This is a genomic window from Mesorhizobium sp. WSM1497 (assembly GCF_001672455.2).
Classification (GTDB): domain Bacteria; phylum Pseudomonadota; class Alphaproteobacteria; order Rhizobiales; family Rhizobiaceae; genus Mesorhizobium; species Mesorhizobium ciceri.
On the sequence record NZ_CP021070.1, the window covers coordinates 6223192 to 6243132 of the forward strand.

Here is a 19941-nt window from a genome sequence, read left to right on the forward strand (position 1 = left end):
CGATGGCACTAGCTCCTGTCAGCGAGAGGATTGGAGTTTCTGACCGAATTGTCTCTCGTCACATTGATTGGGAAGAACAGTTAAGATCGGCTATGGACAATCTGGACGCTTTGACCCATCCAAATTATGCTGCGGCCTGCCTGTCGATAACGAAAGTCTGGCATTGAGCTTTTGGAACGGACCAGGGCTGCCGCAGGTCTTCGAGCCGTCCTGCATGGGCGAATGGGAGTCCCGGGTCAGGCGACTGCGGAAGGTGGCCAAGTCATTGCCGCCTTCGCCCAGAAGCGCGGAAGGCGGCTATACTCAGATTGGCCGATACATCAAAACCCGACCCTTCGGAATTAACTGCAGCAAATAGTCGAAATCACTGACGTTGCCCGTTAGAACGGAAAATCCCATTTTCTGCGCATGCAGGAACAGCACGCAGTCTTGAAGCGCCCGAAGCTTGGAATCATGCTTGTAGCCCTGGAGGCGACACAGCATTCCTGAGAGAAGGGCGGCTCGGCCCAAGACATCGGGATCTGGTGCAAAAACCCGATGGGACGGCATGTCCTTGATCATGCTCCCGATCTGCTTGACAGCTTTACTCGTGCCCGAGTGTTTCGGATCAAGCACGCCTACAGTGTGCATCAGCTCCTGGATCGCTACGGTGCTATGGTTGACCTGCCTGACATCGAGGAGGTCGGCAACTGCGTCAGGCGCCCGGCCTTGCAAACCGTCGATATAGACGCAGGTGTCCAGCAGCAGTTCTTGCCCCGCCCCGCCGAGGTTGCCGATGATCGGCAGCTCCGTGTCGGGGCGGCGGCTCAAGGTTTTTTGAGGATCAAATCGCGACCACCTTAAGGCCGCACCAAAGTCGAAATCGGCCAATTCAGAATCCGAGCTTCAGCGTCGGATCCACAGTCCCCCGTGTTTTCCTGAAGGTCTCGGCGAAGTTGTCTTCCAGAGCCACATTGGCCAATGCAAATTCGACGAGCTCGGTATCAGACGTCAATCCGGTTCGAGCCTTGGCTTTCTTGATTAGATTAGCACTCACCCGCCCCGCAATCCTGCCGTCCTTCTCAGCGCGCAGGCCAGATTCTTCCGCCCTCTGCAGGACCGCGTTAATCCTGGCCAATCGACGCATCTGCAATTTCTCAGCCAGCTTGGGATGGGTTCTCGTCCGCTTGCCCACTGGCCCTTGGCCGCGACGCATCCGTACAGCTGTCTTCGTCATAGGGGTTCCCTCAGGTCCGTTTAACAAAAATGGATTCTAGACAACATAGCAGGCAAGGTGAATTTTTCAAATGCACCAAGACAAAGGGCGGTTGTTGGCACCCGGAATTGCGTGCTGAAGCTCTCCAAAAGGAGGGATGTCACGAAGTAGGGATGTCACCGCTGCAATCGACCGAAACAGCCACTCAGGTACAATTTTTCCGGCATTAGATGCTATGGGGGTGGAAAGCCGCTTTGGGCCCCTCACGCCCGAACGATTGTTCACGGTGGATCACCTCCACGAAAGTATCCACAATTGGCGACGTTTGCGAAATATTATCGCTGCCGCGGCGCCAAAATACCACGTAGTCGTATCTCGCTGACGGCTCAAAAGGAACGATTTTCACATCAAACATTTGATATTGCTGTGCAACAAATTCATTATCTATTGCAATACCTATACCATATGCGACAAAGGAAGCATCCAAGCCTATTGTGTCCGAATGAACCTTCGGCAATAAAGGAAGTTCTCTCCGCCCGTATGTCAATAGGCCCAATTTGTTAGAAGTGTATTCTCTCTCTAGAACGATAAGGGGCTCCCCTGAGAGGTCGTCAACAGTTATGATGTCCTTTTCAGCAAGGCGATGGTCGGGTTGCAACACGCAGACACTCTTGCTTTCGGCGACTATCTTCCACTCAAAGAAGCGTTCATCTAACGGCAGTCGGGAAATCCCGATATCGGCCTCTCCCGTCACAACGCTTTGTGCTATCTCGTCGTATCGCTGGGCCCTATAATGAAATTCTAGAGTCGAATCTAGATTATTTAGCGCAAGAATTATTTTGGGGATGAGTCTCAACGAGAATATATGCGGTGCGGCAATCGTCAGGAGGTTTCGCTTGGCGCTGAAAGAATCGGTGATTTCCCTCTCGATGTGGCCGAGGGTCTCAAAGTATCTGTCTATGCGGTTGTAAATTTCGATGGCGCGCGTGGTTGGAACAAGGCCGCGGGGATCTCGCGCAAAAAGCTTCTCACCAACAGCTTCTTCAAACAACTTGAGATGCTGGCTTACGGCCGACTGGGTAATCCCGAGTTCTCGGGCGGCCCGCCTCGTAGAACCGGTCCTCATGATCTCCCGAAAAATCTGAGCGGACCTGAACCCAGCCTTGCTGTTTCGGCCGGAAATCTCTTCCATTGCCTTTGTCCGAATTGGTGGCCGCAGGGCCAGAGCTCCGTTTGGCCGCTATATCAGTAAAATTAATAGGGTGTCACAAAAACTTAATAAATTGACCATTTTCCCGATTCTCCCCATCGTCTGGCGTAACAAAACCAGTGGATCAGACGCATCAGAGAGAACGCTGACATGACGCATGCAGCAACACCCATCCCCTGGCAGAGCGGATAGTTCACAATCGAACACAGGGGACACAGCTCTAAAAATTGCGGACTATAACGTTAGAAAAGCACATATGCGGCATTCGTATTTCCGTGCCTCTGGCAGGAACTGTTCCGACCCCAGCTCGGACGTTGCGCACCCGCAACCAACTACCCGCGCTTGTCGTAAATCCGCACGGCCGATCCTTACCGGATCAAGGAACTAGCCAACACTTTCTCCGCAGTCGATCGGTTGCCACAAAAAGTGGCCGCTAATGACATTTGCCCATACAGGGGTTGATACTCAATCATGCCTTCGCCGTTCACCCTCGCCCTCACCGGACAGTCCCTCATCTACCACGATATTCGGCATGTATCGGACGACGGCTTCGCCACGATCAAAGAACTGATCCGGCAAGCCGATGCCTCATTCACGAATTTAGAAACCACGATTCTCGGCCGGCATGGTGGGTGGCCGATGAAAGGCACCTATTTCCAGTGCTCTCCACCTGTCGTGTTGGATAATTTGAAGGATATTGGCTTTAGCGCACTGGCTCTTTCCAATAATCATGCGTTCGATCTTGGGCCCGCAGGAGTGCTTTCGACACTTGAGGAAGTAGACGAGCGTGAGTTTCTGCGTGCAGGAATTGGCGTTGACGCCAGTGACGCGAGCAAAGCCGGCATCAAGCAACTCGGCAAGAGGAAGGTCGCCCTCATCGCGATGGATGCCGGACCAGGGCCAGCCACAATGTACGCTGACAATGCGGCAGGTACCCGTCCCGCTCGACCGGGGGTGAACAAACTCGATGTCTCGCGGGTATTCGAGGTTGACGATGAGAAATTCGCGAACCTGCGTTCCATTCAGGAAACGTTTTTAAGCAACTCTATGGAGCGCGGAACCTACACGCAGCCGGACGATCCTCGCGAACTGACATCGTCCGATGAAATCGACTTTTACGGAACCATTTTTCGCCGATCCTCCGAGAACTGCCGAAGGATCATCTTCAACGAGCAAAGTTTACGAGGTCAGCTCGCCGCAATCCGGAAGGCCTCGTTGGCCGGTGCCTTTGTCATCGCCTATCTTCATCATCATCATTGGGAACCAGATTGGCGCGAGGTTCCCGAATGGGTTCAATTCTTCGCGCGATCCTGCATTGATGCGGGAGCGAATGCGTTCGCCAGCCACGGCGCACCGGTGCTGCAGCCGATCGAAATCTACCGCGGGGCTCCGATCTTCTACGGATTGGGAAATTTCCTGTTTCATCTACCCGAAGGTGAGGACGAATGGAGTTCACCAGATATCTGGAAAAGTATCGTCGCGACGTGCAGCTTCGATGGCAACAACCACTTGGAGTCAATCGACCTCGCTCCAATCGTGATTGGAGGGGAGCAGCGGCTGAGCAGCAACAGGTATCATGAGCGTCTTGTGCCCGTGCCCGCATCAAAAGAGCTGGCTGGTTCAATGCTCGAAGACCTATCTCGACGCTCGCAAAAGTATGGAACCGAAATAGTGCTGGAAGATGCTCGCGTTCTTCTGCCAAAAGCTAATTCCCGCAGCGTCGAGGTCGCCGCCAACAGGTAGCGTCGTCCATGCACGTCAACCTGGCCCGCATCCTGATGATCGTGTCGTATAGTGCCAATGCACTGATGACGGGGCGCCCCCTTACAGCCGAACGGTTCCAAATGCGCATTTGGACAATGAGGAGAACCGAACATGCATAACGATGGGCTGGGCGTCTATGAAATCGCCCGGCGCGTGGACACCAAGAGCGCCGACTACTGTGCGCTCAGCGACCGCATCTGGGCCATGCCGGAACTCGCCTTCGAGGAGCATCGCGCGGTCGCCGAGCAGATCGCCTTGCTGGAGCACGAGGGCTTTCGCATTACCAAAAAGCTCTGCGGCATGGCCACTGCCTTCGTGGCGGAACATGGAAGCGGTAGCCCAACAGTCGGTTTTCTGGGGGAGTTCGATGCGCTGCCGGCTCTCGGGCAAGTTTCGGGCATTACCGAGCGCATGCCTACCACGGAGGGCGCATCTGGGCATGGTTGCGGGCACAATCTTCTCGGTTCCGGATCTGCGCTCGCAGCCGTGGCCTTGAAGGATGCGCTTGCATCGGGCGCCATCGCGGGCACGGTGCGCTATTACGGCTGCCCGGCGGAAGAGAGCGGATCGGGCAAGACTTTCATGGCACGGGCCGGTCTCTTCGATGATCTCGATGCCGCCTTCTGCTGGCATCCAAACGTCGTCAACGAGGTGCAGTCCACCTCGTTTCTCGCGTGCATTCAGGCTAGCTTCCGCTTCACGGGTCAGGCGTCGCATGCGGCGGTTTCTCCCCATCTTGGCCGCAGCGCGCTCGACGCGGTGGAGCTGATGAATGTGGGCGTAAATTACATGCGCGAGCACATGGCCTCGGATGCGCGCGTCCACTATGCCGTTACGAATACGGGTGGCGATGCGCCGAACGTGGTACAGGCTTTTGCGGAATCACTCTACCTGGTGCGTTCGCCGCATTTGCCGGATGCAGAGCACCTGTTCCAGCGCGTCAAGAAGATCGCCGATGGCGCCGCGCTGATGACGGAAACCACCGTTGAGGTGCAGATCATGGATGCAAACTCGAACGTTCTGCCTAACAAAGTGCTGCAGGAGGTTATGTACGAAAACATGAGTCGCCTCGGCGGCCCGGGCTTCGACGATACGGATTATGCCTTCGCCGAACAACTGCGGAAGAACGCGTTTACGAACGAGGAGATTGTGGCGAGCGTTGCGCTCTACGACCGTTCGCTGGCGAGCCAGGTGCTGCATGACGGGCTACTTCCCATTCCTGCGCGCGAAGGGATGATGATGGGCAGCACTGACGTCGGCGACGTGAGCTGGATCGTGCCCACGGTTCAGTGCAGCACTGCCTGCTTCGCTATAGGTACGCCGTTCCACACTTGGCAGCTCGTCACGCAAGGGAATCTGCCAGCAGCCCATAAAGGAATGGTGCTCGCGGCGAAAGCAATGGCGACCACCGCGGCAGATTGCCTGCGCAATCCCGATCTTATCGCCCGGGCAAAAGCGGAATTGAAGGAGCGTACTGGCGGGCGACGCTACATTTGCCCAATTCCGCCCGAGATCACGGTCGACAACTTGCGCGGTAAGGCAGCGGCTTTTGCATAGGTGCAAGAAGACCTTACGCTCGGCGGCCTCGCTTGCAGAGTTTCATTATCTGGCGGACAACGCTCCGTCACAGTTGGGTTCATCAAGTTCCGCGAATGGCGTCGCAATGACATCGACTGTCTGCTGCGCCCCGGGGGTTAGCAGAACAGGGAACCGCAGCGCGTTCAAGCGATGAATGTCCCCAGGCCTTTCCTTCTCTGCGCTCGCGCAAATGGTCCGTATTGAAGTAGCGGTTCGCCTCGGCCACCTCTCATGAATTTCTCACCCCAGCTCTGCGCCAAGCTTCGAGTTTTTGGTTTTCCGCTTGGCGAACCACAGCGCTAGGCTAAGTCGTGCACATGCTATCCGTTGGGGCCGCACTTCCTGAACGCGCCCTGAGGGCCGGATGGCCGTCGGAGACCGCGAACTCGACATTGGCAAGTCCGCGCTGCTTGAGCCCTGTCGTGAACCCGCGCCTGTAATGGTGCTGTCACTCCCGTAGCCAGCTCGACCACCAGCACCTAGCGCAGCCCCCAGTCCATTCTGATCGCCCACAGCACCGCCTGGCTGGATGACCCGGCCAGGCGGGCCCGAAGCGCCGCGTCCATAATGAGGAACAAGCAAGGTGTCGGCAAGCCGTCGCTCAAAGATGCTTGCAGGCTGCTGATCAGGCCTGCCAGGCAGCAGCCCTGCATCGCGGAGCGTCATCCAGCCATTTGCCTGCCTCGTGTGTGTGGCCATATCAGTAAAATTAATAGGGTGTCACAAAAACTTAATAAATTGACGGTTTTGGCGATTCCTCGCATCGTTTCGCATGCAAACAAGCAATAAAAAGCGGTTGGGAAAAACGTCAGAACCTATGTGCGCGTTAACGTCTATTGCGACGGTGCAGAGCAAAAAGGCGGCGTCCCGGGAGGCCTGCTACGAGATCGACCTCGGCGCGATCAGGCACAATTACCGTCAGCTGCGTAGGCATCTTCCCCGGACAGTGAAGATTTTCGCCTGCTTAAAGCGCAATGGATATGGCTGTGGAGCGGGACCTGTCGCCCGCACACTGGCAACAGAGGGGGCTGACGGCTTTGCTGTCGCAACCTTGCCCGATGCTATGGCCATCCGGGAAATGGGCATCGATCTCCCGGTTTTGCTTTATCCCGGTCCCCTACCGACATCGGCGAAAACAATTGAAGCGCTCGGACTCACCGTTACCGTTTCCAGCCTCAATGAGCTGGAGTCCTGGCGCGCCGCCATGAGCGTCACCCGTATTTTCGTCAAGGCGGATCTCGGGTTCTTCAGGGCTGGGGCCACGCCGCAGGAGATAGGCCGGCTTCTCGCAGCCGCGCACGTCTGCAACGACGTTGAAGTACAGGGGCTCTACGCCCATCTCAGCGAGCTGCCCACATCAGTGACTTCGGATGCTAGCGAGCAATTTTCCCGCCTGCAGCGGATTCTACAGGATGCCGAGGCGTCCGGCACCCGTCCCCCGATCATTATGATGTCGAGTACTGCCGGTGTGCTTCGGCATCCCGCGATGGATCTCGATGCCGTCGATCCCGGGGCCCTGTTTATCGGTCTTCCCGAGACGGATCGACCCATGCGGGCCGTCACCCTGCGGCCGGCGCTCAAGGCCATTTCGACATGCCTCGTTTCCGTCAAGCGGATCGACGCTTCTCTCGGTCCTATACCAGACATACCCGGTTTTCGGTCGGGAATGACCATCGGCGTCCTAGGTATGGGGTGGGGGGATGGCCTTCCGCGTCACGTGCCAGCCCAGGCCGAGGCGCTGGTGAGGGGGCAGCGCGCGCGCCTGCTCCCTCCCGCGCATCTCGAGCACCTGCGCATCGATCTGACGGACGTGCCTGATGCAAGATTTGGCGACCAAGTGCTCCTGCTCGGACAGCAAGCGCACCAGACCATCACTCACGAGGAAGTCGCCGCTCAATGGGGCACGGACCTCATCGGTCTCTATGCCCAGCTCCGCGACCACATCCCGCGCGTCTATGTCTGAGACATTGGCGCAGAAATAGAGGAAACGAAATGAAGGCGCTCAGAACAGTGCTGTTGGTCTCGCCCTTTCATGTTGTGCTCGGCGATACAGGCGCACAGCAATGACGGCCACGATCATGGCAATTCCTCGCCACGCGGTGACGGACACGGCCGCGGAGGCGATCCATGTCGAGGACTTGCACAAGAAGTTTGGCGCCCTTCATGTGTTGAAGGGGGTCTCGCTATCTGCGCGCGACGGCGATGTGGTGGCGATTATCGGGGGCAGCGGCTCCGGCAAATCCACTTTACTTCGCTGCATCAACTGCCTGGAAAACCCCACCAGCGGCGTTATCAGGGTGAACGGCGAGGAAATACGTCTCAAGCCTGACGGAAATGGCAGCACCCTCCCGGCGGACCGAAAGCAGATTGAACGTGTACGTTCCCGGCTCGGCATGGTCTTTCAGAGCTTCAATCTCTGGACCCACATGACCTTGATCGAAAATGTGATCGAGGTTCCGGTCCATGTGCTTGGCGTCAAGCGTGAAATGGCGATCATCGAAGCCGAGAAACTGCTTGCGAGAGTGGGGCTTCTGGAAAAACGGCACGTATACCCGGCATTTTTATCCGGCGGACAGCAGCAGCGCGGCGCGATCGCGCGCGCTCTCGCGGTCCAGCCACGCGTGATGCTCTTCGACGAACCGACTTCATCACTCGATCCCGAACTCATCGGTGAGGTTCTGGGCGTAATCGGCGATTTGGCCCGCGAAGGTCGCACCATGATCCTGGTCACGCATGAAATGAAATTTGCCCGCGAGGTCGCGACCCGCGTGGTATTTCTCCACGAGGGCCGCGTCGAGGAAGAAGGGCCACCAGACGCAATCTTCGGATCTCCGAAATCGGAGCGGCTTCAACAATTCATCCGCAGAGTGGGCTAGCGCCTGAAAAACAGACTAAACCATCTGACTTATAGGGGAAAACAATGAGAATACTTTCCAAATTGACGGCCGCAGCGGCAATCTTCTGCGCATCTACTTTGATGGCGCAAGCTGAACAGGTGAAGGTCGGAATCGCGGCCGAGCCCTACCCTCCATTCTCGTCCCTGGACGCCTCTGGAAAATGGGTCGGCTGGGAAATTGAGATCATTGATGCGATCTGCGCCGAGGCAAAACTCGATTGTGTCATCACTCCGGTCGCCTGGGACGGGATCATTCCTTCCCTGACGTCAAAGAAAATCGATGTCATCATGAGTTCGATGTCAATCACAGAGAAGCGCAAGAAGACGATCGATTTCTCCGACAAGTACTATAGCGATAACGGGTACACGATTGCCGGTCCCAAGGGCGTTGCAGTGGATCCTACCCCTGAGGGCCTCAAGGGCAGGATCCTCGGTATTCAGGTCTCGACCAATGCCGAGGTCTATGCCAGCAAGCATTTCAAAGACAGCTTGGCCGAGATGAAGACGTACCAGACACAGGATGAGGCCAACCAGGACTTGGTCGCCGGCAGGATCGACGCCATTCTGGCTAGCCCGCTTACCATTGATCAATTCATGAAGACTGACCAGGGTAAGGCCTGCTGCGAGATAAAGGGCAAGGTTGCCAATGACCCCGAGATTTTCGCGCCGGGCGCGGGCGCGGGTCTGCGCAAGGGAGACACCATGCTCAAGGAAAAGATAAACGCCGCAATCAAGGGGATTCGCGCGAACGGGAAGTACAATGAAATTACGAAAAAGTACTTCTCATTCGACATTTACGGCGAATGACAGACGAAATTCTCCTGTTACGTAGACCCTCGAAATACTTCTGCCTGTTGAGTCGGAGGCAGGCGGCCTCCTTCGTCACGCACCAGTGAACGGCAGGCTCTTGGCGAGGGTCAATCCTCAAGGTGGAGGCGTTCTTGACCGATTCTGTCTTTTTGTCGCTGGCGCAGACCAGCATGTTCGAGTTGCTTGCACCTACGCCGCCTGGCTGGGGCGGAAATCTGGTTCGCGGATTCATTAATTCAATTGGGATCGGTGTCGGCGCATTCGCCTTGGGATTGGTTATTGGCATTGGCGGTGCTTTTGGCAAGCTTTACGGCGGACCTGTGCGCCGCGACTTGCTTCAAGTCTACACCACCCTCATCCGCGCGGTACCGGAACTTGTGCTAATTCTGCTTATCTATTTCGCGGTTCCGGACCTGATCAACCGCCTCCTGGAAACTCTCGGTTACGGACGGATCGACGTCAGCGGGCCGATGGCAGGCATCGTTGCGCTCGGCTTCGTACAGGGCGCGTACGCAACGGAGGTGCTGCGCGGCGCGATCCTCGCGGTGCCGCAAGGCCAAATCGAGGCCGGGCGAGCCTTTGGTATGAACCCAAGGATGCTGATGCGACGCATTACTCTGCCGGCGATGCTGCCCTTCGCGATCCCGGGTCTCGCAAATCTCTGGCTGGTTGCGTTCAAAGGCACAGCACTTCTGGCCGTTGTGGGCTTCAATGAACTGACTCTGGAAACACGGCAGGCTGCGGGCACTACAAAGGCCTATTTCACCTTCTTCATGGCCGCTGGCGTGCTTTATCTACTGCTCACTTTGATCTCCAACGTCCTCATCGGACGGGTCGAGCATTGGGCAAGGCGCGGCCGGCAGCCGATAGCGGAGAGCCGCTGATGGCCTATTTCACGACTGTTGCGGCAAACTGCCGCCCATTCGCACGGTTGGAGCCACACCGCGTCGTATTGATCGTGATCGGCCTTGTCTTGATCACCGCAGCAGCCGTCTTCATGCGTTGGGACTGGTTGGCCGACTACTACATGCTTGCGATTGCTGGTTTATGGCGTTCGATCTGGATCCTCATCGTGACCTGCGTCTTCGGCTTCGTTCTGGCATTGCCACTTGGGCTCGCTCAAGTAGTGGGCCCTAGTTGGCTCAGTCTTCCAGCGAAAGCTTTCTGCACCGTCATTCGAGGCACACCGTTGCTTCTGCAAATTTGGCTGCTCTATTACGGGCTTGGCTCGCTCTTCCCGCAATATCCATGGATTCGCGAATCCGATATCTGGCCTCTCGTTCGCCAGGCGTGGCCATACGCTGTACTGGCTCTAACGCTGTCCTTCGCAGGCTATGTAGGCGAGGTTATGCGCGGTGCTTTTGCCGGCGTGCCGAGCGGCCAGCTCGAGGCGGGACGCGCTTTCGGTATGAACCGCTGGAAGCTTTTTCGCCGGGTCTGGTTGCCGCAGGCAATCCACAAGGCGTTGCCCACGTTGGCCGGTGAAACAGTAATGCAACTCAAATCGACACCGCTCGTCGCTACTATCACGGTTGTCGACCTTTATGCAGTTTCAGCTCGCGTTCGCCAGGATACATTGGTGATATACGAGCCATTGCTTCTGCTTGCATTGACATACATGGTTCTCACGGGATTGCTCGTATGGATTTTCAGCCGTATCGAGGCTCGCATCCCGGTTCGAGTGGGGTGACGCGCCGAACCAGCGCGCTGCCAGCAGCAATAGGGAGCGGCGACATGCTGTGTAGGATCGTTGGCGCGGCGGTCCAGGACGGGGCCGGACGCATGGGCTGTGATATGGGACCGAGCGCGTTGCGCGCCGCGGGACTCGCGCAGGCGCTGACGGAACTCGGCCATGAAGTGGAGGACGCAGGGGCGGTCGCGCCCGGACCGCTTCCGCCCGTGGCGCATGAGAACCTCGGCCTGAAGGCGCTGCCGCAGGTCTCGGCGTGGACCGGAGCGATCGCCGAAGCTGCCTATGCGGCGAGCCGAGAAGCAATGCCGATCTTTCTCGGCGGCGATCACAGTATCTCTGCCGGCACGCTGTCCGGAGTTGCCCGTCGTGCCAAGGAGTTGGGCCGGCCGCTCTTCGTGCTTTGGCTGGATGCCCACCCGGACTTTCACACGCTCGACACTACGGTCAGCGGCAACTTGCACGGCGTCCCGCTCGCCTACGCCAGCGGGCAAAAAGGCTTTCACGGCTATTTCCCAGACCTGCCAGCTGCGGTCGATCCGGCGCGCATCTGCACGCTTGGTGTGCGCAGCGTCGATCCGGCCGAGCGTGAGGCGCTGAAACTCGCCGGGGTGACAGTCCACGACATGCGCATGATCGACGAGCACGGGATCGCTCCTCTGCTACGCGCTTTTCTCCAGCGCATCCTGGCTGAGGACGGCATGCTTCATGTCAGCCTGGACGTCGATTTCCTAGACCCGTCAATCGCCCCGGCCGTGGGCACGACCGTGCCGGGCGGGGCGACCTTCCGCGAGGCGCATCTGGTGATGGAGATGCTGCACGATTCCGGCCTCGTCACCAGCCTCGATCTCGTCGAGCTCAACCCCTTCCTCGACGAGCGCGGCCGCACCGCGATCCTGATGGTCGACCTCACCGCCAGTCTAATGGGCCGCCGCATCATGGACCGCCCGACAAGGAACCACTGAACCATGCCCGAGAAGCTAAACATCGTTCCCTTCGTGAGCGTGGACAATATGATGAAGCTGGTTCTGACGATCGGCGTGGAGCGCTTCCTGACCGACCTCGCCGGCTATATCGAGGAAGACTTCGGCCGCTGGGAGCTGTTCGACAAGACGCCGCGTGTGGCGTCCCACAGCGTGGACGGCGTCATCGAGCTGATGCCGACGAGCGACGGCGAAACCTACGGCTTCAAATATGTCAACGGCCATCCCAAGAACACGCGCTCCGGCCGCCAGACCGTCACCGCCTTCGGCGTTCTGGCCGATGTCGGAAGCGGCTATCCAATGCTGCTCACGGAGATGACCATCCTCACCGCGCTCCGCACCGCGGCCATGTCGGCGGTCGCGGCGAAGCATCTCGCGCCGAAGGGCGTTCGCACCATGGCGATCATCGGCAACGGCGCACAGTCCGAGTTCCAGGCGATCGCCTTCAAGGCCATCGTCGGCGTCGATCGACTGCGCCTCTACGACGTCGATCCTGCTGCCACGCGCCGCTGCGCGAAGAACCTCGCCGGCATCGGCCTGGACATCACCGCCTGCGCCTCCTCGCAGGAGGCCGTGGAAGGCGCCGATATCATTACCACCGTCACCGCCGACAAGCAGTGTGCCACCATCCTTACAGACAACATGGTTGGCCCCGGCGTCCACATCAACGCGGTCGGCGGCGACTGTCCAGGCAAGACCGAACTGCACCGCGACATTCTTCTGCGCTCCGACATCTTCGTGGAATACGCCCCACAGACCCGCATCGAAGGCGAAATCCAACAGCTCGCGCCCGAGCACTTGGTGGTCGAGCTCTGGCAGGTGATCGCCGGCAACGAGCCCGGCCGCCGCGACGAGCGCCAAATCACTTTGTTCGATTCCGTGGGCTTCGCGATCGAGGATTTTTCGGCCCTGCGCTATGTGCGCGACCGCCTCAAGGACACCGGACTCTACGAAGAACTCGATCTCCTCGCCGACCCGGATGAACCCCGCGACTTGTACGGCATGATCCTGCGCGCCGCCCAACCGGCTCCAGTGCGGCTGAGCGGTGCATTGGGATGAGCAAAGTATCCATGCAGGCGCCGAGGGCCGTCGTGATGATCCGCCCTCATCACTTCACGCCGAATCCGGTCACTGCGGCAGACAATACGTTCCAGGTGCGCGATGAAACGCGGAAGCCGGATGATCTGGTCGCTCTGGCATATCAAGAAGCCACGCGTATGGCGGACGGCCTCGCTGAGGCCGGGATCACTGTCCACCTCTATGAGGATGAGTCGGCCGCAACACCCGACTCCGTCTTTCCGAACAACTGGTTTTCGACCCATTCTGGCGGGCATGTCGCGATCTATCCGATGTACTCGGAGAATCGAAGGCAAGAGCGCCGGACCGACATCATCGAGATGCTCAAGGCTGAGTACCGGGTTCAGGATGTCATCGATTATTCCGGCCTCGAGAAGGACGGGGTCTTCCTCGAAGGGACCGGTGCGATGGTGCTCGACCACATTGCCCGTGTCGCCTACGTGGTGCGTTCCAACAGGGCAAACGAGGTTGCGCTCGAACGGTTCTGCACGCACTTCAATTTCGAGCCAATGATCTTTGACGCAGTCGATCGCAGCGGCAAGGCGGTCTATCACACCAATGTCCTGATGTGCGTCGGCACCGATTTCGCGTTGTTAGGGGCGCAGTCGATCCCTGATCCCTGGCGGCGGCGGGAAGTCGTCGCGAGGTTGGAGGAAACCGGTCGTCAGATCGTGGAGCTTTCGATCGAGCAGATCGAAGACTTCGCCGGCAATGCCATTGAACTGGAGGGCACGGATGGTCGCATTGTTGCCATTTCCGGGCGAGCACATGCGGCGCTGCAGGCGAAGCAGATATCGGCAATCGAGCAGTCCGCGCGACTATTGCCGTTCGATGTCTCGACAATCGAACTCGCGGGTGGATCGGTCCGGTGCATGCTTGCAGGGATTCACCTGTCGAAGCGCAGGGCGCAGCCCGCACAGACGTCATTCACCGCCCAAGCAAGCCGCACAGCGAAACACTACTGACAAATAGGATTGGAAATGTCGCAAACCAGATCGGTCTATCAGTTCAACTCGGCAATCGTTCGCGAACCCTCGATCTCGGTCGTCAACGGCCTACGCGCCGATGATCGGGGCGGTCCTACCTATGAAGGCGTCAAGGGCGAGCACGACGCATACGTTGCGGCCTTGCGGCATGCAGGTGTCGAAGTGAGCGTCCTGCCGTCTCTTGAGGCCTTTCCAGACTCCCTGTTTGTCGAAGACCCGGCGCTCGTTTTCACCGGGGGCGCCATCCTGCTCCGTCCCGGCACGCCAAGCCGGGTCGCCGAGACCGCGGAGATCGCGCCGATCCTGCGCGATATGTTCGACACCGTGCTAGAACTCCCTACCCCGGGACAAGCGGACGGCGGGGATATCATGTACACCCCAAATAGCGTCCTGATAGGCCTTTCCGATCGCACCGACAAGGCCGGGGCAGAGGCCCTTGTCTCCTGTATCGAGCAACTCGGCGGGAAGGCCCAGATTGCCGAGACTCCGAAAGGCGTTCTGCATTTCAAGACGGCCTCCTCGCTGCTCGACGATGAAACCGTGATTTCGACCGCTGCCCTCGCGAAGGCTTCCGTATTCAAGGAATTCCGCCAGTTCATCGTCCCGGAAGGCGAAGAGCCTGCGGCGAACGTGCTGCGCGTCAACGACATCGTCATGGTCAGCGCGGGCTACCCGCGCACGATTGAGATGCTCGAAAAGGCGAGTTACAAGGTCGTGCCTCTGAAGACCGCCGAGATCGAGAGGATCGATGCCGGGCTTTCCTGTATGTCGCTGCGCTGGTACCGGGATTGCAGGTAGGTCATTCAACCCCCCTTGTTACCCCAGACGTCTAGACGACAAACAGAACTCGTGCTTTCCCCTCGATCGTGATTGTCGCGCCGCCACGCTTTCTCTCCGGGTAAAGCGACGGAGTATTCGGCGACACGCTCGAGGCTCGGGGCGACTACCAGCTAAGGAACTCAGGCCGAAAGATGACCGTGTCGGGGATTCGACAAATCGGCACTGAGTTCAGGTACCCGGCGCATTCCCAAAACTGGTGCAGACTCACGCACTCTTTGTAGGCGACGGAATTGGCAGGCCGGGTCTCTAGCGCTTGCGTGCCTTGGCACCATTCTTGCTGCTTCCCCTTCGCAAGCTGCAACACTCATTCGCTCGTCTCAGAGGATTGACAGGCAGCCCTACAATGCGCGCGACGCCCTCGATCGCTGTTCGCGATGAGATCGTTGGCTTTTATTCACCCACCATAGGGGTTTAGAGGGTATTAAAAATGCACGAAATCCCATCCCGCGCTCACGCAGATTCCCAGGTTCCCAACTGGCATTTCAGAATGATGCGCGACTCCGCACGAAATGCAGCAATAGAGGCGGCCATTGCATCCTGTAATCTCAGAGGAAAGACCGTCGTGGAAATCGGGACCGGGGCTGGCCTTCCGGCGATGCTCTTCGCCAGGCATGGCGCCCGAAAGGTATTCACATGCGAGATGGATGAGCGAATTGCTGAGGCGGCGCGGGAGATTATCCGGAACAACGATTTGCAGGATCGCATCGCGGTGATTGCAAAGTCCTCAAGGCAAGCAATTCTGGACGGCGACCTTCCTTCGGCGCCTGACATAATTTTTACGGAAACATTGGATTCTGGGGTAGTTGGTGAGGGATATGAATCGATAGCGGAAGACATCCGCCAAATCGCCAGTCCTGCTACAGTAGTGATGCCATATCGGATTCAGCAATTCGGGTTCCTCTGCACCGACGTGCAAGCCTTTGAGGAAAATTCCGTCTTTAACCAATGCGGATTTGATCTTTCGGGATTTAACCTGTTTGCTGAACGTTCATATTTCTCGGTGATCCAGACGCTACACGATCCGGTATGTCTCTCGCCAACCGTGCTTTTCAGGAGCTATGATTATCTAGACCCAAGCGCTCTGGACCCGGTAGAACACCAAGTTACCGTTCACAGTTCTGGCCTCTGCCATGGAATGACCTCATATTTTGTCGCCCAATTTGGGAAATTTCTCATCTCTTCTAGGGAGCGGAAGAGTCATTGGCGAACGGCTTTTCACCCTCTACGAGTACCTATGCCGGTCGAATCTGGGCGGAGATATTATTTGAGAGGCGATAAATCTGGGTCGATCGATTTGGTTTCGACATGAAGTTCAGGGCAAGCGACAAGCGGCTCTTGGTTCATGTGTGAAGGTTCTGCTGACAGGGCGGCTGCAGGGGGGCTGGTGATGCTAACGTTACCTGATCCCCCGTGAGCACAGGCCATCACGATCCAGTATTGAATATACGACCTCTGACCGGACCTTTTACCGGGCAGACTCGGCTACCGCTCCGCCTGTTTGGGTCGCATGCTGATAACGGGTCAACATGCTGGGATTGTCGGCGATGCAGGCGCCGGTCGCTTCTCCGGTGTCGAGCTCAATCAGTGCTTCAACGCGGAGGATGCTGACGCGGGAGATCAAAGCGATCACCCCATGTTGGCGACAACGTGATCATTGCCCGGGACCGGCAAGCTCGACCAGGCGATACCGGTCAACGCGTGAGTAACTCATGTGCACATCCAATTTTGAGGTCTGCGGACTAAGTCTAACACTCCTTGCGCAGATTGTTAATTAATGTCCAGAGTGTGTTGTTTCCAAGTCGCGACCTATATTTGATTTTAGCTTAACTTTTACATTAGTACTTATTGTGATGTGATATAACTATGGCGAAGCCGGCCTGCCTCGGATGCGTCTAGTGACGGAGCCATGCGCGAAGTACCGGAGCTGTGCGTCGAACAATTCACTTGGGAAGAGCGGAATGGAACAGCGGGTGGGAGACTTTTTCAAGGACTGCGATAAGGCACCACGATTGAATGAAATGGCCGATTTCTTTTCGGCGACCGCAGCAGGGCGATCAGGAGCCCCGATCAAAGTTCCGAGCGTTGATGCGCGCCTTTTCCAAGGGGATGCGTCGCTGCAAAGCTTCACCGGCGCGCATCGCCAGATCTGGGGCCGCTTCGACCCTCACTATCATGCCAGCATTCCTTATCGTCTTGAGGAGGAGGTTCGAGTTGGCGATGCCTTCTTGCGATATGCAGACGCTATCGCGGATGAGACCCTCCCGGCTCGGTTCTATCTGCTGGGGGCCGCCGAAGGCACACTCGCTCGAACGCTTGCCCAGCTGGGTAACGGCAAGATTCAGACCCTTTCATGCAGTCCCAATAAGGAAAACGAGGAAAGCTTCTTTCTGCACGGACGGCCCGCGCATGCAACATTCTTCCTCGGCCCATTTCATCACTTGACCCGGAGCCGAATGGTTGGGACGTTGGCGCTCAGGCACTTTGCCGACGGATTCGACATCATCTTGGAGGACACCACATTTCAAATGTATTCGCCCAATCGAAAGGCGCAGATTGGCTTTGTGAAACGTCACTTGAAAGACGGTGGGATATTCTTCTTCTTCGAAAAATTTCGGCAAGACGACGACATCTCATACTTGAGCCGGGAGCTCCAGAAAGACTACGGATATAAAGCGCGCTTCTTCACTCAGGATGATATCAAAAAGAAAACTGAATCCATTCTTAAGCAAATGAACCTCAATGAGACGACGCTATCTGAAATGTCAGAGTCGGTGGCCGCGCACTTCAAATACGGATGCGTGACATGGAATTCTGGCAATTTCTACACACTTGCCGCTAGCAACAACGCGGACAATCTTCGGCGTGTAATTTCGGCGATGGCCCCACCCTGCATTCCAAATGAATACGTCTATACAGAAACCCCGGCTTCGCTGCCGGGATTGGCCTTCGAACCCCCGCCGTTCCGCCGCCTGGCAGCGTCCGGAAGCTGAGCGAAGCCGGCCAACGACCAACGCGTCCTAAAATGCCATTGTTACGACCAGTACATTCTTGGCCAGTGGCTTGCCTCCAATATCGGCAGGTACTCGTATTTCATGTCCGCGACATGGCTCGCGCTTCTTGAAACCAACAGCGTACAGACAGTCACCTCATTACTTTGTCGGGAAGGATGATCCAATTGTTACCAGCGGCGCAGTCGGCTTTATTGCGGTTCCCGTCGATCGGCCAGCGCGCATCCAAACCCTTGCAACGGGGTTTGGATTGGTTGTGTATGGTTTGACTGCACTTGCCGGCGATACGCTGTTGCCCTCGGCCGGGCTCCCGTATTTCGGAGTTGTCATCGTCGTGGTTTGGACAGTCGGTATTCTCATCTGTCCACCAAGCAAAACGGTAGCCCAACAGCCCACCGGATGACGTGTTATGAAATCGCCATCTCCAAAACCCGTCGCTGAAGCATTGGTTTGGCTTATGCCACACATCTCGCGTTACTCGACGCTTCCGACACGTGCGTATGCGCATGCCGCTTATGACGCTAAGCCCGCCGCCGCCGATCCTGTCCGTATGCATGCTCTAGAGCAGATGGAGTTACGACTTGCAGATTGTGCCTCTCGTCTGGGCTATGGGCATCAGCAGATTGAAAAACTCGGTGCACAGCTTCGAAGCCGACCGGTCATTCAGACCGGCCCACACTGTTACCTGGCTTTTGAACCCGATGCGTTCTACACGCATATCTTTAGTGCCATGGGGCTGCGCTCCCATAAAGACAGCTGGTATGTGACTCATTCGAGTTCAACTGTAAAATTCCAAGAAAGCGACAAGAAAGGCCCCGGTTGGCTGCGGCTTGGAGGTCAGCACTTCAATCTCTTCGGGCTGTCAAACAGAAAAATGGGTCGACTCAGTGTTTGCGGACGTCATGCGCCGCAGCGCTTTGCTCTGACGAGCGCCAAACAGACGAGGATCGCGAGCCAACTGGCCGCGCAATTGAAAAGAGCCCTGCCCGATGATGAGTTTCTCTCGGCCGCCGATGCTATCAAGACAGCCAATCAGAGCCTCTGGCGCCGTTTCTTCGCATCGGATCTACAGTTGTTGCAGTTCGATGATTTGGACGTGGGCGACCTAGTCGCCCAGCATCTTCGCGACCCGTCATCGTGGCTTTCGTCAACGCTGTTTGGACCAAGCTCTTTTGCGAAGAGGCTGCTCAATCATTTCGTGTCGTTTGATTGCGGCCAATGGGCCGGCTGGGCAAAGACGACAACCGACTTCTTTTGGCATTTTTTAGGGGGGCGCATATTTCCCCTGCGGCTGCGCGATGGCCTGTTTTTGAACGAAAGCGGGACCTTCTCTGTACAGTGCGCACCTGACGCGCTTCTCCAATCGTTGAACGAGCATGAAATCATACCCAGTATGCTCCTGTCATTCTTTGTAACATCGATACTCCCTGGAGTGCGGGTGCTCGGCGGCAGTCGCCAGATCGTTTACTATCCGATTATGCGCTATGCCTTGCTGTCTACTCTCTCTGAGTTTCCGTCACCTGCAAATAGTAGCTTGTCCGTCTCGCTGGGGTCTGACCAAGAGCCGAGTCTGTGGGGGCATCGCACGATCTCGCCGGGTCGAATCGATCCGTTCAGTCTTATGACCCAGCTTGGCTGCGATTTTGGGCGGTTAATCGACTGCTATGGCGAGATACCTTTGAGGGAGGCATGGGGCAGCTTGCCAGCATTCGCCGGCGATCCCCTCTGGCAAACGTTGTGCAAACGGCTTGCAAAGGAAACAGCATTGGAGGATCGCCCCATTTGGCTCGCTGGCGCTCAGCAGCCAGAACAGGATGTAATTGGACCCTCCCGTTGATCTGTGAGCGCGAAGCTGACGCCGTTCAGATTTGGTCATTTCACTGAAGGCATGGACATCGCTGTTG

General features: G+C 57.2%; 17 protein-coding genes. 14 read left to right on the forward strand and 3 right to left on the reverse strand.

Annotated features, from left to right (window positions below):
- Window positions 1-303 precede the first annotated feature (303 nt).
- The 3 genes from A9K65_RS30455 to A9K65_RS30465 form a co-directional block, all read right to left on the reverse strand.
- Window positions 304-870, reverse strand: coding sequence for a DNA-binding protein (locus A9K65_RS30455; protein ID WP_064993320.1), 567 nt, complete (start codon window positions 868-870; stop codon window positions 304-306).
- 1 nt (window position 871) lies between these two features.
- On the reverse strand, window positions 872-1216 hold the full coding sequence (locus A9K65_RS30460) for a hypothetical protein (protein ID WP_064993321.1): 345 nt from the start codon (window positions 1214-1216) through the stop codon (window positions 872-874).
- A gap of 205 nt (window positions 1217-1421) precedes the next feature.
- Window positions 1422-2387, reverse strand: a complete 966-nt coding sequence (locus tag A9K65_RS30465) for a LysR family transcriptional regulator (protein ID WP_064993322.1) — start codon at window positions 2385-2387, stop codon at window positions 1422-1424.
- A 489-nt stretch (window positions 2388-2876) separates the two neighbouring features.
- On the opposite strand from A9K65_RS30465, the gene A9K65_RS30470 reads away from it, so the two are divergent.
- From A9K65_RS30470 to A9K65_RS30540, 14 genes are all read left to right on the forward strand, one after another.
- Window positions 2877-4148: a CapA family protein gene (locus tag A9K65_RS30470; protein ID WP_064993323.1), complete on the forward strand. Its 1272-nt coding sequence runs from the start codon at window positions 2877-2879 to the stop codon at window positions 4146-4148.
- A gap of 132 nt (window positions 4149-4280) precedes the next feature.
- Entirely contained in the window at window positions 4281-5726 is a 1446-nt protein-coding gene (locus A9K65_RS30480) for a M20 family metallopeptidase (RefSeq protein ID WP_064993324.1), read from the forward strand.
- 793 nt (window positions 5727-6519) lie between these two features.
- Window positions 6520-7710 (forward strand): alanine racemase, encoded by a 1191-nt coding sequence (gene alr / locus A9K65_RS30485; protein ID WP_224655959.1) that lies wholly within the window; start codon window positions 6520-6522, stop codon window positions 7708-7710.
- Between the two features lie 100 nt (window positions 7711-7810).
- Entirely contained in the window at window positions 7811-8623 is an 813-nt protein-coding gene (locus tag A9K65_RS30490) for an ABC transporter ATP-binding protein (RefSeq protein WP_064993326.1), read from the forward strand.
- A 44-nt stretch (window positions 8624-8667) separates the two neighbouring features.
- Entirely contained in the window at window positions 8668-9450 is a 783-nt protein-coding gene (locus A9K65_RS30495) for a transporter substrate-binding domain-containing protein (protein WP_064993327.1), read from the forward strand.
- A gap of 173 nt (window positions 9451-9623) precedes the next feature.
- Window positions 9624-10337, forward strand: coding sequence for an ABC transporter permease (locus A9K65_RS30500; protein WP_198327675.1), 714 nt, complete (start codon window positions 9624-9626; stop codon window positions 10335-10337).
- Window positions 10337-11143, forward strand: a complete 807-nt coding sequence (locus A9K65_RS30505) for an ABC transporter permease (RefSeq protein WP_064993358.1) — start codon at window positions 10337-10339, stop codon at window positions 11141-11143. The genes A9K65_RS30500 and A9K65_RS30505 overlap by 1 nt, the downstream gene beginning before the upstream one ends.
- 44 nt (window positions 11144-11187) lie before the next feature.
- Complete coding sequence (gene rocF, locus A9K65_RS30510) at window positions 11188-12108, forward strand: arginase (RefSeq protein WP_064993328.1); 921 nt, start codon at window positions 11188-11190, stop codon at window positions 12106-12108.
- Window positions 12109-12111: 3 nt separating this feature from the next.
- On the forward strand, window positions 12112-13185 hold the full coding sequence (locus A9K65_RS30515; RefSeq protein WP_064993329.1) for an ornithine cyclodeaminase: 1074 nt from the start codon (window positions 12112-12114) through the stop codon (window positions 13183-13185).
- Window positions 13182-14168, forward strand: a complete 987-nt coding sequence (locus A9K65_RS30520) for an arginine deiminase-related protein (protein ID WP_064993330.1) — start codon at window positions 13182-13184, stop codon at window positions 14166-14168. The genes A9K65_RS30515 and A9K65_RS30520 overlap by 4 nt, the downstream gene beginning before the upstream one ends.
- A gap of 15 nt (window positions 14169-14183) precedes the next feature.
- The gene (locus tag A9K65_RS30525) at window positions 14184-14987 is read left to right on the forward strand and encodes an arginine deiminase family protein (RefSeq protein ID WP_064993331.1); all 804 of its coding nucleotides are present in this window, start codon (window positions 14184-14186) and stop codon (window positions 14985-14987) included.
- A gap of 469 nt (window positions 14988-15456) precedes the next feature.
- On the forward strand, window positions 15457-16338 hold the full coding sequence (locus tag A9K65_RS30530; RefSeq protein WP_064993332.1) for a 50S ribosomal protein L11 methyltransferase: 882 nt from the start codon (window positions 15457-15459) through the stop codon (window positions 16336-16338).
- Between the two features lie 649 nt (window positions 16339-16987).
- On the forward strand, window positions 16988-18019 hold the full coding sequence (locus tag A9K65_RS30535) for a class I SAM-dependent methyltransferase (RefSeq protein WP_064993333.1): 1032 nt from the start codon (window positions 16988-16990) through the stop codon (window positions 18017-18019).
- 427 nt (window positions 18020-18446) lie between these two features.
- The gene (locus A9K65_RS30540) at window positions 18447-19874 is read left to right on the forward strand and encodes a hypothetical protein (protein WP_064993334.1); all 1428 of its coding nucleotides are present in this window, start codon (window positions 18447-18449) and stop codon (window positions 19872-19874) included.
- The last annotated feature ends 67 nt before the right edge of the window (window positions 19875-19941 follow it).